Here is a 13,835-nt window from a genome sequence, read left to right as displayed (position 1 = left end):
GCCGCTCAGGTCACTGCGCAACCCCCGTGGATGCGCGAAGGCCTGGACGGCGGCTTTTTTGTTTTTGGCCGAACACGCAATCGACGGCGCCTCCAAGGCGCTCAACCGGAGACGACGATGACGAAACGGATCGGAACTGGCACATCCCTCAAGGATTTCACCCGCCGTGATTTTCTGGCTAGCAGCGCGCTGACGGCGGGACTGTTTATTGCCGCAAGGACATTGTTTCCCGCGGGCGCCCATGCCGAAGGCAAAGGTCCCGAAGTGACCGGCGCCAAGCTCGGCTTCATCGCGCTGACCGATGCCGCGCCTCTGATCATCGCCAAGGAGAAGGGCCTGTTCGCGAAATTCGGCATGCCTGATGTCGAGGTGCTCAAGCAGGCCTCCTGGGGGCGACGCGAGACAATCTGATGCTCGGCGGCGAAGCCAACGGCATCGACGGCGCCCACATCCTGACGCCGATGCCTTATCTCATGCACACCGGCAAGGTGACGCAGAACAACCAGCCGCTGCCGATGGCAATCGTCGCTCGCCTCAACTACGATTGCCAGGGCATTTCAGTAGCCCAGGAGTATGCCGCCACCGGCGGCGGCCTCGATGCCTCCAAGCTGAAGGACGCCTTCGCCGCCAAGAAGGCAGCAGGCAAGGAGGTCAAGGCCGCCATGACCTTCCCGGGCGGCACACATGATCTGTGGCTGCGCTACTGGCTGGCCGCCGGCGGCATCAACCCCGACAAGGACGTCTCGACCATCGTCGTGCCGCCGCCGCAGATGGTAGCCAACATGAAGGTCGGCAACATGGACGTGTTCTGCGTCGGCGAACCGTGGAACGAACAGCTCGTCCACCAGGGCGTCGGCTTCACCGCCGCCACGACCGGCGAGATCTGGAAGGGTCATCCGGAAAAGGCGCTCGGCCTGCGCGCCGCCTTCATCGAGAAATACCCGAACGCCACCAAGGCGATCGTCATGGCGGTGATGGCGGCACAGCAATGGTGCGACGCCAAGGAGAACAAGGACGAGATGGCCGCCATCATCGGCAAGCGACAATGGATGAACGTGCCTGTCGCCGACATCGTCGGCCGCCTCAAGGGCGACATCAACTACGGCAACGGCCGGGTCGCCACCGCCACCGACCTCTACATGAAATTCTGGAAGGGCGGCGTCTCCTACCCGTTCAAGAGCCACGACAGCTGGTTCCTCGCCGAGAACATCCGCTGGGGCAAGTTCGCGCCGACCACCGACATCAAGGCGCTGGTCGACCAGGTCAACCGCGAGGATATTTGGCGCGAGGCGGCCAAGGAACTCGGTGTCGCGGCAAGCGACATCCCGGCCTCGTCTTCGCGCGGCGTCGAGACTTTCTTCGACGGCAAGACTTTCGATCCGGCCAACCCCTCGGCTTATCTCGACAGCCTGACGATCAAGGCATCGGCCTAGTCAGGCCAAACGGCATTTCGCCGTCTCTCGTTCAGTTCGACCAGACGCCACGGAGTTTTCCCAGGACATGTCCATCCAAGCCATCGAGGACACCAAGGTAAAAGCATTCCCGGCCAAGCCGGCCGAGGTGGTCGCCTTCACCGCCAAGACGCGGCGGCGCATTGATCCGGTATCGATCGCAGGCAAGGTCGCCAGCGCCCTCGTCCCGCCCGCCATCGTCATCGCCCTTCTGCTCGTCGTCTGGCAGGTCGCCTGCTCGTCGCCGACGGCAAGCCTGCCGCCGCCGAGCCAGGTATGGAACGAAGCCTATGACCTGATCGCGCATCCGTTCTTCGACAACGGCCCCCAGGACATCGGTCTTGCCTGGCGGGTGCTGATCTCGCTGCAGCGCGTCGCCATCGGCTTCGGCATGGCGGCGGTGGTCGGCGTCGCGCTCGGCGCGCTGGTCGGTCAGTCGGTCTGGGCGATGCGCGGCCTCGATCCGGTGTTCCAGATCCTGCGCACCGTGCCGCCGCTCGCCTGGCTGCCACTGTCGCTCGCCGCCTTCCGCGACTCCAATCCATCGGCGCTGTTCGTGATCTTCATCACCTCGATCTGGCCGGTCATCATCAACACCGCCGTCGGCGTGCGCAACATCCCGCAGGACTACCGCAATGTCGCCCGCATCCTGCGGCTGAACCAGCTCGAATTCTTCGTCAAGATCATGGTGCCGGCCGCGGCGCCTTACATCTTCACCGGCTTGAGGATCGGCATCGGCCTATCCTGGCTTGCCATCGTCGCAGCCGAAATGCTGACCGGCGGCGTCGGCATCGGCTTCTTCATCTGGGACGCGTGGAACTCGTCACGGCTGCCCGACATCATCGTCGCGCTCGCCTATATCGGCGTCACCGGCTTCTGCCTCGACCGCCTGGTCGCGGCGGTCGGCGCCTTTGTCACCCGCAACACGACGGCAAAGTGAGGACAGCGCCATGACCGCCTATCTCAAACTCGACCACATCGACAAATCCTTCGCGCGTGGCGGCCAGGTCAGCGAGGTGCTGAGGGACATCAGACTAACCATCCACAAGGGCGAATTCGTCTCCATCATAGGCCATTCGGGTTGCGGCAAGTCGACCTTGCTCAACCTGATCGCCGGCTTGACCAAGGTTTCCGCCGGCGCCGTGCTTTTGGAAGACAAGGAAGTCGACAGCCCCGGCCCCGAACGTGCCGTGGTGTTCCAGAACCATTCGCTGTTGCCGTGGCTGACCGTCTACGAAAACATCAACCTGGCGGTGTCGAAAGTCTTCGGCCGTTCGAAGAGCAAGGCCGAGCGGCATGACTGGATCATGCGCAATCTCGACCTCGTGCAGATGGCACATGCACGCGACAAGCGCCCGGCCGAAATCTCCGGCGGCATGAAGCAGCGCGTCGGCATCGCACGGGCGTTGGCCATGGAGCCCAAGATCCTGCTGCTCGACGAGCCGTTCGGAGCTCTCGACGCGCTGACGCGCGCCCATCTGCAGGACGCCGTGATGGATATCCATTCCAGACTCGGCTCGACGACGATCATGATCACCCATGACGTCGACGAGGCGGTGCTGCTGTCCGACCGCATCGTCATGATGACCAACGGTCCGGCCGCGACCATCGGCGAAGTGCTTCCCGTGCCGCTGGCGCGGCCACGCCGGCGCATCGAACTTGCTTCCGACCGCACCTTCCTGCGCTGCCGCGAGGCGGTGCTGAAATTCCTCTACGAACGCCACCGCTTCGTCGAAGCCGCGGAGTAACGCCATGACCGAAAAACTCGTCATCATCGGCAACGGCATGGCCCCCGGGCGCATGCTGGAGCATCTGCTGGAGCAGGCGCCGGGCCGCTACGCCGTCACCATCTTCAACGCCGAGCCGCGCGTGAACTACGACCGCATCATGCTGTCGCCGGTTCTCTCAGGCGAGAAGGCCTATGACGAAATCATCATCCATGGCGACGGCTGGTACATCAAGCACGGCATCACCCTCTACAAAGGCCACAAGATCGTGGCCATCGACCGCACGGCGAAGACGATCACCTCCGACCATGGCGTCACCGAGCCCTACGACAAGCTCGTCATCGCCACCGGCTCGGTGCCGTTCATCATCCCGGTGCCGGGCCACAATCTGCCGGGCGTACTGACCTATCGCGACCTGGACGACGTCCAGGCCATGATGCTCGCCGCCCAGTCGCGGGCCAAGGCCGTGGTCATCGGCGGCGGCCTGCTCGGATTGGAGGCGGCGGCCGGCCTCAACGCGCAAGGCATGGACGTCACCGTGCTGCATGTCATGCCGACGCTGATGGAGCGCCAGCTCGATCCGGCCGCCGGCTATCTCCTGCAGCGCGCGGTGGAGGAGCGCGGCATCAAGGTCATCACCAAGGCCAACACCCAGGCGATTACGGGCAATGGCAAGGTCGAGCAGGTGGAACTCGCCGACGGCACCATCATCCCGGCGACGCTGGTGGTGATGGCGGTCGGCATCAGGCCAAACGCGGCGCTGGCCAAGGATGCAGGCGTCGCCGTCAACAGAGGCATCGTCGTCGATGCCGGCATGCGCAGCAACGACCCCGACATCTTCGCGCTCGGCGAATGCGCCGAGGTGGGCGGTATGGTTTATGGGCTGGTGGCGCCGCTCTACGAGATGGCGCGTGTTGCCGCTCATCAGCTTGCCGGCGACGAGACCGCCGCCTTCGTCCACATGGACACGCCGACCAAGCTCAAGGTCACCGGCATCGACCTCTTTTCGCTCGGCGACTTCGCCGATGGCGATGACCGCCAGGAGATCGTGCTGCGCGATGCCGCGGCCGGCGTCTACAAGCGCCTGGTGCTGAAGGACGACCGCATCATCGGCACGGTGCTTTATGGCGAGACATCGGACGGCGCCTGGTTCAACGACCTGAAGAAGAAACAAACCGACATATCGCAAATGCGCGATACGTTGATCTTCGGCCAGTCCTACCAGGGGGTACCCCGCTGGACCCTATGGCGGCCGTTGCAGCCTTGCCGGATGATGCGGAAATCTGCGGCTGCAACGGCGTTTGCAAGGGCAAGATCACGGGCGCGATCACGGGCAAAGGCCTGACTTCGCTCGACGACGTGCGCGCCCACACCAAGGCGTCGGCCTCCTGCGGCTCCTGCACCGGGCTGGTCGAAAAGCTGATGGTGTTGACCCTCGGCGACACCTACAACCCGGCCGCAGTGCAGCCCATGTGTTCCTGCACCACGTTCGGCCATGACGAAGTACGCCGGCTGATCAAGGCCAAGCACCTGAAGACCATTCCGGCGGTCATGCAGGAACTGGAGTGGAAGACCTCCTGCGGCTGCGCCAAATGCCGGCCGGCGCTCAACTACTACCTCGTCTGCGACTGGCCAGACGAGTATGCCGACGACTACCAGTCGCGCTTCATCAACGAGCGCGTCCACGCCAACATCCAGAAGGACGGCACCTATTCGGTGGTGCCGCGCATGTGGGGCGGCGTGACCAACGCCGCCGAACTGCGCGCCATCGCCGACGTCGTCGACAAGTTCGAGATCCCGATGGTCAAGGTCACTGGCGGCCAGCGCATCGACATGCTCGGCATCCGCAAGGAGGATTTGCCGGCGGTGTGGGCCGATCTCGGCCAGGCCGGCTTCGTTTCCGGCCATGCTTACGCCAAGGGGCTGCGCACGGTGAAGACCTGCGTCGGCTCGGACTGGTGCCGCTTCGGCACGCAGGATTCGACCGGTCTCGGCATTCGCATCGAGAAATTCATGTGGGGCTCGTGGACCCCCGCCAAGGTCAAGATGGCGGTGTCGGGTTGTCCGCGCAACTGCGCCGAGGCGACGTGCAAGGATGTCGGCGTGATCTGCGTCGACAGCGGCTACGAGATCCACTTCGCCGGTGCCGCCGGTCTCGATATCAAGGGCACGGAAGTGCTCGGCCTGGTCAGGACCGAGGACGAGGCGCTGGAGCACATCGTGGCGCTGACGCAGATGTATCGCGAGCAAGGCCGATACCTCGAGCGCATCTACAAATGGGCCAAGCGCATAGGCATAGCCGAGGTCAAGCGCCAGATCATGGACGATGGCGAGAAGCGTCGAGCCTATTACGAGCGCTTCGTCTTTTCGCAGAAGTTTGCCCAGGTCGATCCGTGGTCCGAGCGCGTCTCCGGCAAGGACAAGCACGAGTTCCGGCCGATGGCTTCGGTCGGGTTTGCGCAGGCGGCGGAATGATGGAGATGTCAGCGCGAGCCACCCCCTCTGGCCTGCCGGCCATCTCCCCCTCAAGGGGGAGATCGATCACCATGGCGGCCTTCGCCAATTGTCGACGTTGCAGAATGGGCGGTGAGCCTGAAGCTGCCAATCTCCCCCCTTGAGGTGGAGATGTCCGGCAGGACAGAGGGGGGCGCCTGGGCGCGATCCTATCAAGCAAAGGCAGTGCTATGAACTGGATCGCCATCGGCACCCTCTCCGACATCCCGCGCCGTGGCGCGCGCTGTGTTGCCACGCCGCAAGGCAAGATCGCCGTCTTCCGCACCGCTGACGACAAGGTCTTCGCCATCGACGACCACTGCCCGCACAAGGGCGGACCGCTGAGCCAGGGCATCATCCACGGCGCGGCCGTGACGTGCCCTCTGCACAATTGGGTCATCTCGCTGGAGACGGGCAAGGCGCTTGGCGCCGACGAAGGCGCCGTGCGCACCATTCCTGTGAAGCGGGAAGGCGAGCGCCTGTTCATCGCGCTGGAAGCGCTGGCCGGCCGCGCCGCCTGACATGGAGATCGTTGAAGCGCGAGAGGTGAGGACCACCTGCCCCTATTGCGGGGTGGGCTGCGGCGTGCTGGCAAAGGTCGCCACGGACGGGCAGGTGTCCGTCCGTGGCGACCCCGATCATCCGGCGAATTTTGGCCGGCTCTGCTCGAAGGGCTCCGCGCTCGCCGAGACCATCGGCCTCGACGGCCGGTTGCTCCGTCCGCAAATCTACGGCCGGGGCTCCTCTTGGGACGAGGCGCTCGACCTCGTCGCCTCGACCTTCTCGCAAGTGATTTCCGAGCATGGTCCCGACGCGGTCGCCTTCTACGTCTCCGGCCAGTTGCTGACCGAGGACTACTACCTCGCCAACAAGCTGATGAAGGGCTTTGTCGGCTCGGCCAACATCGACACCAATTCGCGGCTCTGCATGGCCTCGTCCGTCGCCGGCCACCGCCGCGCCTTCGGCTCCGACACGGTGCCGGGAAGCTACGAGGATCTGGAACTGGCTGATCTGATCGTGCTGGTCGGATCCAACCTCGCCTGGTGCCATCCGGTGCTTTATCAGCGCATCGCGGCCGCCCGCGAAAAACGGCCCGAGATGAAGGTGGTGCTGGTCGACCCGCGCCGCACCATGACATCTGATATCGCCGACATGCACCTGGCGATCGCGCCGGATGGCGACGTCGCCCTGTTCACCGGCCTGCTGGCATGGCTCGGTCAGCACAATGCGCTCGACCGTGCCTATATCACGGCGCATACATCCGGCTTTGGACAGGCACTGTTCGCCGCCTCGGCGCTCGACCTTGCCGGCGTCGCTGCCGCCACGGGGCTCAGCGAAGACGAGCTCGGCCGTTTCTACAGTCTGTTTGCCAGGACCGAAAGGACCGTCACCGTCTACAGCCAGGGCGTCAACCAGTCGTCCCAGGGCACCGACAAGGTCAACGCCATCATCAACTGCCATCTTGCCACTAGCCGTATCGGAAAGCCGGGCGCCGGACCGTTCTCGGTCACCGGCCAGCCCAATGCCATGGGCGGCCGCGAGGTCGGCGGCATGGCCAACATGCTCGCCGCCCATATGGAGATCGAAAATCTCGAGCATCGCGAACGCGTGCGTCGCTTCTGGAAGACACCGGAGATTGCAGGCAAGCCCGGCCTCAAGGCGCTCGAGATGTTCAAGGCGGTTGCCGACGGGCGCGTGAAAGCACTGTGGATCATGGCCACCAACCCGGTCGATTCGATGCCGGATGCAGGCGCCGTCGAAGCGGCGATCAAGGCCTGCCCCTTCGTCGTGGTGTCGGACGTGCTGGCCGAGACCGACACGGTCCGCCATGCCCATGTCCGGCTGCCGGCGACGGCCTGGGGCGAGAAGGACGGCACCGTCACCAATTCCGAGCGCTGCATCTCGCGCCAGCGCGCGTTCTTGCCGGCCCCTGGCGAGGCGCGGCCCGACTGGTGGATCATTGCCGAGGTGGCGCGGCGTATGGGCTTTGACGAGGCGTTCGCGCATCAGACGCCAGCGGAGATATTTGCCGAGCACGCCGCGTTGTCAGGATTCGAGAATGACGGCGCGCGGGATTTTGACATTGGCAGTTATGCTGATGTTGACGCCGAAGACTACGAAGCGTTGGCGCCATTCCAGTGGCCAGCACTTCAGCCAGGCGAAAGTACTCAAGCTGAACCTCTGCCCGACTCGGTCAACTCGACCGGGCACCAGCCCACCCGCTTCTTCGCCAACGGCAACTTCTACACCCCCGACCGCAAGGCGCGCTTCATCGCCATCCGCCCAACCGTCGAAACCCGCATCACCCCCGACTTCCCGCTCATCCTCAACACCGGCCGCATCCGCGACCACTGGCATACCATGACCCGCACTGGCAAAAGCCCGCGCCTGTCCCAGCACATCGCCGAGCCCTTCGCCGAAATCCACCCGGTAGATGCGCAACGCCACGGCATCAGCGATGCCGACATCGCACGCGTCTCGACTCCGAGCGGCGAAGTGCTGGTCCGCGCGCTGGTGACTACGCGCCAGCGTCAGGGCAGCCTGTTCGCGCCGATGCACTGGACCGACCAATTCGCCGCCAAGGGTCGGCTCGACACGCTTACCACATCGCTTACCGATCCCGTGTCAGGCCAGCCGGCGCTGAAGCATGTCGCGGCCCGCATCGAGAAATTCACCGCTGGGGCATTCGGCTTTGCCGTGACACGCAAAAGGCCCGTGGCGATGGCTCCCGACTATTGGGCGGTAGCCAGATGCCGGGGCGGCTGGCGGGTCGAGCTTGCCTTTGCCAAAGACGAGGTCGACTGGACGGCCTTCGCCCGTTCGCTCTTCGATGCTGCGGATGGCGAAATGCTTGCCTATCACGACCGCGAGGCCGGCCAGCACCGCATCGCCGCCTTCGACGGCGAGCATCTGGCGGGTGCCTTGTTCATTGCGCCCGGTCCGGTCGCGGTCTCACGCGGCTGGGCGGCCGAGCAACTCGATGAGGTCCACGCCAGCCAGCGGCAGCGCTTCAGGATCGTCGCCGGCCGCGCCGGTGCCGAGCGGCCAGATGCCGGCGCGACCGTCTGCTCCTGTTTCAACGTTGGGGTCAACCAGATCACGGCTGCCGTGGCAGCTGGCTGCACCAGCGTCGACGCCATCGGCGCCACGCTGAAGGCGGGCACCAATTGCGGCTCCTGCCGGTCCGAGATCCGGGCGATCATCGCGGCCAATCGGGTCCAGGCCGCCGAGTGAAGCGACTTGACCCCGCCGGGCCGGCCTGACCTCCAGCCGGAAGGTGGGATCGAACCTGTCCAACCGTTAATTCGACTTCGCCCGGGGGATGGGGGTGAAAGATGCCGCCATGGGCCAGCAAGTGGAAATGCCCCTGCAGACAATCGTTGCACCACGCCGCTCGCTTGGCTGGATTCCACCGTTCGGCTGACCATAGTTGAGAGGCGTTTTCCAAGCCATAGCAGTTGGCGAAATGCGCATCTAACCGCCGCCGTGGATCTGTGGCTCGGCTGGCCCTGTCCTTCGCAATTGGTACGTCTGGACACGCGTGGTGAAGACTGGAAAATGGGGAACGCAACCTCGCCATCCGAGTTGATTCAAAGCATCGGGAGATCAGCGCTGAATCTGGAAGACATAGCCGGCCACCCGGCCTTGCACCGCTACGTTCAGGAACAGTCGCAGTCCCTGATCCGTATCTACGAGGAAAGCCCGCGGCTGGCTTCCGTCTTTGCCACGCAGCAGCGTTGGCTGTTGGGTCATGTCGGCCTTGCCATGCACTTCAGGCGCGACCCGAATGACCGCCGCAAGGAACTGACCGTATCGCGTTTCATCGAGGTCGTGCACAAGAACGCGGTGGCCAGCCGCAATACCGCGGACGCCTTCATCAAGGAGATGCTGCACTACAACATCGCCGAGTATGTGGCGGGCGGGGACGGCCGCACGCATCCCCTGCAGCCGACAGCGGCGACCATCGAGCGATTCACCGGCTGGGTAACAGCCCACCTGCGCACGCTTGACCATATCGATGGCGGCGACCGGCTGGCCAGATACCTGGAGCGGCCCGAGATGCTTGCCACGCTGCAGCCCCTGGTGGCTGACGGCCTGCTTGCGTCCAAGCCGGTGCGCGAGCCCAACCAGACCTTTTCCCTTTTCATCTGGCTCAACAATGGCGGTATCGTCATGGACTGGCTGATGTCGGGCATCGACCCCGCCCACGCCGGCCTGGAGCGGATTCCGACGAGCGTGGTTTCGATCGGTGACTTCGCCAAATGGCTCAAGCTGTCGCGGACCCATCTCGGCCGCAAACTGCGCACGGCCGAGGAGCTCGGCAGCATTGGCTGGCTTGGTCAGCGTGGCCATTCGGTGATGTGGGTGTCGCACGGATTTTACGAGGAATACATGACCGTCCAGGCGGCCAAGCTGGCCGTTGTCGACACCGCCTTCAAGGCCTGTTTTCCGCCATCGCAAGGCGACGGCTGAGCAGTGGCGCATGAGAGCAATTCCAGCTGTGAAACGTTTTCCGTCCGGAATTGTGCCAGAACAGGTGGATTGACCGGTTCCGCCTTTGCGTGGCTGCCCCGACGCCGACGACCTCGGCAGCGTCGGCTGGCTCCGCCAGCGCCCAGTTACGAAAACCCGACGCTGGACAAGCGTCAGAAGCTGTCCAGCGTTACAGCCGCGTGTACACCCTCCACCTGTGTCGATTGATGGCTCGCGGAGCCTGATCGACACTGACTGCGGGTAGCCCCTGGCGTTCTCAATCGATATCGAAGGAGACGCCCTGGGCGAGCGGCAGCGCCTTGGAATAGTTCACCGTGTTGGTGGCGCGCCGCATATAGGCCTTCCACGCATCGGAGCCGCTCTCGCGGCCGCCGCCGGTTTCCTTTTCGCCACCGAACGCGCCGCCGATTTCGGCTCCCGAGGTGCCGATGTTGACGTTGGCGATGCCGCAATCCGAGCCGTCGACACCGAGGAACCGCTCGGATTCCTGCAGGTCACGGGTGAAGATCGATGACGACAGGCCGGCGCCGACAGCATTGTGCTCCTCGAGCACGGCATCGAAGTCGGAATACTTCATCACATAGAGGATCGGCGCGAAGGTCTCTTCCGTCACCGGTGCGACCTGTTTCGGCATTTCGACCAGCGCCGGATGGACATAATAGGCATCCGGATGGCCATTCTCGACTCGCGTCCCGCCGGTCACCTTGCCGCCATGGGCGGTCGCTTCGCTCAGGGCCTTCTGCATGGCATCGAATGCGGCCTTGTCGATCAACGGCCCGACCAGCGAGGAGGTCTCCAGCGGATTGCCGACCGAAACGCTCTGATAGGCCTTCTTCAGGCGCGGCACCAAGGCATCGTAGACGCTGTCATGGACGAACAGGCGGCGCAGCGTCGTGCAGCGCTGGCCGGCCGTGCCCATGGCGCCGAAGGCGATGGCGCGCAGCGCCATGTCGAGATCGGCCGTCGGGCAGACGATGCCGGCATTGTTGCCGCCCAGTTCCAGCACCGCGCGTGCAAAACGCTTGGCCAGGCGCGGACCGACATCCCGGCCCATTCGGGTCGAGCCGGTGGCCGAAACCAGCGGCACTTTGGGATGATCGACAAGGATCTCGCCGACCGCGCGGTCGCCGATCAGTACCGGCGCCAGGCCTTGCGGTGCGTCGGGGCCGAAACGCTTGACGGCACGCTTGAAGATCGCTTCGCAGGCAAGCGCCGTCAGCGGCGTCTTCTCGGAAGGTTTCCATACCACGGCATCGCCGCAGACCAGAGCAAGTGCCGCGTTCCAGGACCAAACCGCGACCGGGAAGTTGAAAGCCGAGATGACACCGACGACGCCCAGCGGATGCCAGGTTTCCATCATACGGTGGCCGGGACGCTCGGTGGCGATGGTCAGCCCGTACAATTGCCGGGACAGACCGACGGCGAAATCGCAGATGTCGATCATTTCCTGCACTTCGCCGAGCCCTTCGGACGGAATTTTGCCGACCTCGATCGACACCAGCCGGCCAAGCTCAGCCTTGTGCGCGCGCAGTTCCTCGCCCAGCAGCCGCACCAGTTCGCCGCGCTTGGGACCTGGCACCAGCCGCCAGGACTGGAATGCCTTGTGCGCTTCGTCGATGGTCTTTGCCGCATCGGCCGGCGAGATCGTCTTCAGCGCCGCGATCTGCTCACCCGTCACCGGGCTGCGCACGATCAGGTCGCCGCCGTCAAGCGCCTCCTTGGCCACGCCCAGTTTCGCCAGAAGCTCGGCTGTTTCCTTCGCTATCGTCATTTTTGTTCCTTTCAGATCCCGCGGCTCATATGGCTGGGTCAACGCCTTGCGCCATGCCTTCCCGGCGCCGTCGCGGCTGGAAGGGGCTGTCATGGCGTGCCATTACCTGTTTCAAGGGAAAATCGCCACCCCGGCATGGTCCAAGCCCAAGCCGCACGATTGAGCCAGACGATCCGTTGGGATGAACGGGCAGAGGGTGCTCAGTTTGCCTTTTTCGCCGGCGTGCGCACGGCGCCGTCCTTGATCAGACGGTCGATATGCATGCGGATATGGGCTGCTTCCGCCGCCGTGTTGGCCAGCGCGATGGCGCGGTCGAAGGCAATGCGTGCCTCCTCGCCCCGGTCGAGCTGCATCAGAAGCCCGCCCTTGAGGCCGAAGAAATGGAAATAGCCGGAAAGCCTCGGCTCGAGCGGCTCGATCATCGCCAGCGCCGCTTCCGGCCCGCGCACCTTGGCGACCGCGACCGCACGGTTGAGGGTGATGACCGGCGACGGCTGCATCTGTTCGAGCAGGCCGTAGAGCAGGTCGATCTCCACCCAGTCCGTGTCCTCGGCTTTCTCAGCGCGCGCATGGAGTGCGGCGATCGCCGCTTGCACCTGGTAAGGACCGGGCTTGCGGTGGCGCAAGGCCTTGTCGACCAGCGCCAGCCCTTCGTCGATCATCTTGCGGCTCCACAGGCGCCGATCCTGGTCCTCGAGCAGCACGATCTCGCCGTCGCCGTCGAAACGGGCCGGTGCGCGCGCGTGCTGCAGCAGAAGCAATGCCGTCAGCCCCATGATCTCCGGCTCGGTCTGGAACAACCTGAGCAGCAGCCGAGCCAGCCGGATAGCCTCCTCGCACAGCGGCGCGCGGGCCGGCGCTTCGCCGCTGTTGGTCGAGTACCCCTCGTTGAAGATCAGGTAGACCATTGCGGCGACCGCAGCGAGCCGTTCGGAGCGCTCGACCGCGCCTGGTGTCTCGAACGGCACGCCGGCGTCCGCGATGCGCGCCTTGGCGCGGGTGATGCGCTGTTCCATGGCGCTCTCGCCGACCAGGAAGGCGCGCGCAATCTGCTTGACGGTGAGGCCGGAGACGATGCGCAGCGCGACCGCGATCTGCTGCGTCGCGGGCAAATCAGGGTGACAGCAGATGAACAGCAGCCGCAATATATCGTCGCGGTAATGCGCGCCATCAAGCCGCTCGGCGATATCGCTCTCGGCATCCTCCAGATCGGAGATCTGGTCTTCCTCCGGCATCGGCGCCTGCTTGGCGCGCTTGCGCACCGCGTCGATGCCACTGTTACGGCCGACAAAGATCAGCCAGGCCGCTGGGTCGCGCGGCGGCCCATTCTGCGGCCAGTTCTTGAGCGCCCTGAGGCAGGCATCCTGGAAAGCTTCCTCCGCGGTATCGAGGTCGCGGAAATAGCGCAGCAGCGCGCCCATCGCCTGCGGACGGGCGGCACTGATGGCCGAGCTTATCCAGGCAAGTTCGGTCATACGGCAACCCCGGTGGGATTGAAGACGGACACCGGCCTGATCTCATACGAGCCGCCGCTGGGGTTGACCTCGGAGAGTTCGCGGGCGAATTCCACGGCCTCGTCGAGATCGGCGCATTCGAGCGTGTAGAAGCCAAGGAATTGTTCCTTGGTCTCGGCGAACGGCCCGTCGATGACAACGGATTCGCCCTTGACCTTCCGCAGCGTCGTCGCCGCTGTCGTCGGCAAAAGCCGCGCCACCGGGCCGAGCCGGCCGGCCTTGGCATATTTGTCCTGGACGTTGAGGAGATTCGCCATCACTTCGTCGTCCTGCGCCTTGCTCCAGGAGCTGACGACGTCTTCGGAAGCATAGCACAGGATGGCGTAGAGCATGATCGGTCCTTTCTGGATCAAAGGACGAAACAGTAGGACCGATCCCGACACGG

The 13,835-nt window shown here is 64.5% G+C and carries 8 protein-coding genes and 2 pseudogenes; 7 read left to right on the top strand and 3 right to left on the bottom strand.

The genetic code is table 11. The features are described 5' to 3' along the window. Positions 1–117 precede the first annotated feature (117 nt). The 7 genes and pseudogenes from EJ077_RS06305 (at position 118) to EJ077_RS06275 (ending at position 10,144) form a co-directional block, all read left to right on the top strand. Positions 118–1,433, top strand: a pseudogene (locus EJ077_RS06305) (CmpA/NrtA family ABC transporter substrate-binding protein). 67 nt (positions 1,434–1,500) lie between these two features. Then, complete coding sequence (gene ntrB, locus EJ077_RS06300; protein ID WP_208700511.1) at positions 1,501–2,391, top strand: nitrate ABC transporter permease; 891 nt, start codon at positions 1,501–1,503, stop codon at positions 2,389–2,391. 10 nt (positions 2,392–2,401) lie between these two features. Continuing rightward, complete coding sequence (locus tag EJ077_RS06295) at positions 2,402–3,199, top strand: ABC transporter ATP-binding protein (protein WP_208700509.1); 798 nt, start codon at positions 2,402–2,404, stop codon at positions 3,197–3,199. Positions 3,200–3,203: 4 nt separating this feature from the next. After that, a pseudogene (gene nirB / locus EJ077_RS06290) lies at positions 3,204–5,653 on the top strand (nitrite reductase large subunit NirB). Between the two features lie 209 nt (positions 5,654–5,862). Then, complete coding sequence (gene nirD / locus EJ077_RS06285) at positions 5,863–6,192, top strand: nitrite reductase small subunit NirD (RefSeq protein WP_208700507.1); 330 nt, start codon at positions 5,863–5,865, stop codon at positions 6,190–6,192. A gap of 1 nt (position 6,193) precedes the next feature. Beyond that, positions 6,194–8,905, top strand: coding sequence for a nitrate reductase (locus tag EJ077_RS06280; protein WP_208700505.1), 2,712 nt, complete (start codon positions 6,194–6,196; stop codon positions 8,903–8,905). Between the two features lie 324 nt (positions 8,906–9,229). Beyond that, positions 9,230–10,144: a hypothetical protein gene (locus EJ077_RS06275; RefSeq protein ID WP_208700503.1), complete on the top strand. Its 915-nt coding sequence runs from the start codon at positions 9,230–9,232 to the stop codon at positions 10,142–10,144. Positions 10,145–10,421: 277 nt separating this feature from the next. On the opposite strand, the gene EJ077_RS06270 is transcribed toward EJ077_RS06275, so the two are convergent. From EJ077_RS06270 to EJ077_RS06260, 3 genes are all read right to left on the bottom strand, one after another. Then, complete coding sequence (locus tag EJ077_RS06270; protein WP_208700501.1) at positions 10,422–11,936, bottom strand: aldehyde dehydrogenase family protein; 1,515 nt, start codon at positions 11,934–11,936, stop codon at positions 10,422–10,424. Positions 11,937–12,136: 200 nt separating this feature from the next. Continuing rightward, complete coding sequence (locus EJ077_RS06265; RefSeq protein WP_208700499.1) at positions 12,137–13,411, bottom strand: RNA polymerase sigma factor; 1,275 nt, start codon at positions 13,409–13,411, stop codon at positions 12,137–12,139. Continuing rightward, complete coding sequence (locus EJ077_RS06260) at positions 13,408–13,782, bottom strand: YciI family protein (protein ID WP_127275602.1); 375 nt, start codon at positions 13,780–13,782, stop codon at positions 13,408–13,410. The genes EJ077_RS06265 and EJ077_RS06260 overlap by 4 nt, the downstream gene beginning before the upstream one ends. Positions 13,783–13,835 lie beyond the last annotated feature (53 nt).

This window comes from Mesorhizobium sp. M8A.F.Ca.ET.057.01.1.1 (genome assembly GCF_003952565.1).
Lineage (GTDB): Bacteria > Pseudomonadota > Alphaproteobacteria > Rhizobiales > Rhizobiaceae > Mesorhizobium.
The sequence above is the reverse complement of the archived record's forward strand: the minus strand, read 5'-3'. Positions and strand labels throughout refer to the sequence as shown.

Coding starts and splice junctions, on each gene's coding strand:
- ntrB (WP_208700511.1), top strand. CDS start 1,501: ATGTCCATCCAAGCCATCGAGGACACCAAGGTAAAAGCATTCCCGGCC.
- EJ077_RS06295 (WP_208700509.1), top strand. CDS start 2,402: ATGACCGCCTATCTCAAACTCGACCACATCGACAAATCCTTCGCGCGT.
- nirD (WP_208700507.1), top strand. CDS start 5,863: ATGAACTGGATCGCCATCGGCACCCTCTCCGACATCCCGCGCCGTGGC.
- EJ077_RS06275 (WP_208700503.1), top strand. CDS start 9,230: ATGGGGAACGCAACCTCGCCATCCGAGTTGATTCAAAGCATCGGGAGA.
- EJ077_RS06260 (WP_127275602.1), bottom strand. CDS start 13,782: ATGCTCTACGCCATCCTGTGCTATGCTTCCGAAGACGTCGTCAGCTCC.
- EJ077_RS06280 (WP_208700505.1), top strand. CDS start 6,194: ATGGAGATCGTTGAAGCGCGAGAGGTGAGGACCACCTGCCCCTATTGC.
- EJ077_RS06270 (WP_208700501.1), bottom strand. CDS start 11,936: ATGACGATAGCGAAGGAAACAGCCGAGCTTCTGGCGAAACTGGGCGTG.
- EJ077_RS06265 (WP_208700499.1), bottom strand. CDS start 13,411: ATGACCGAACTTGCCTGGATAAGCTCGGCCATCAGTGCCGCCCGTCCG.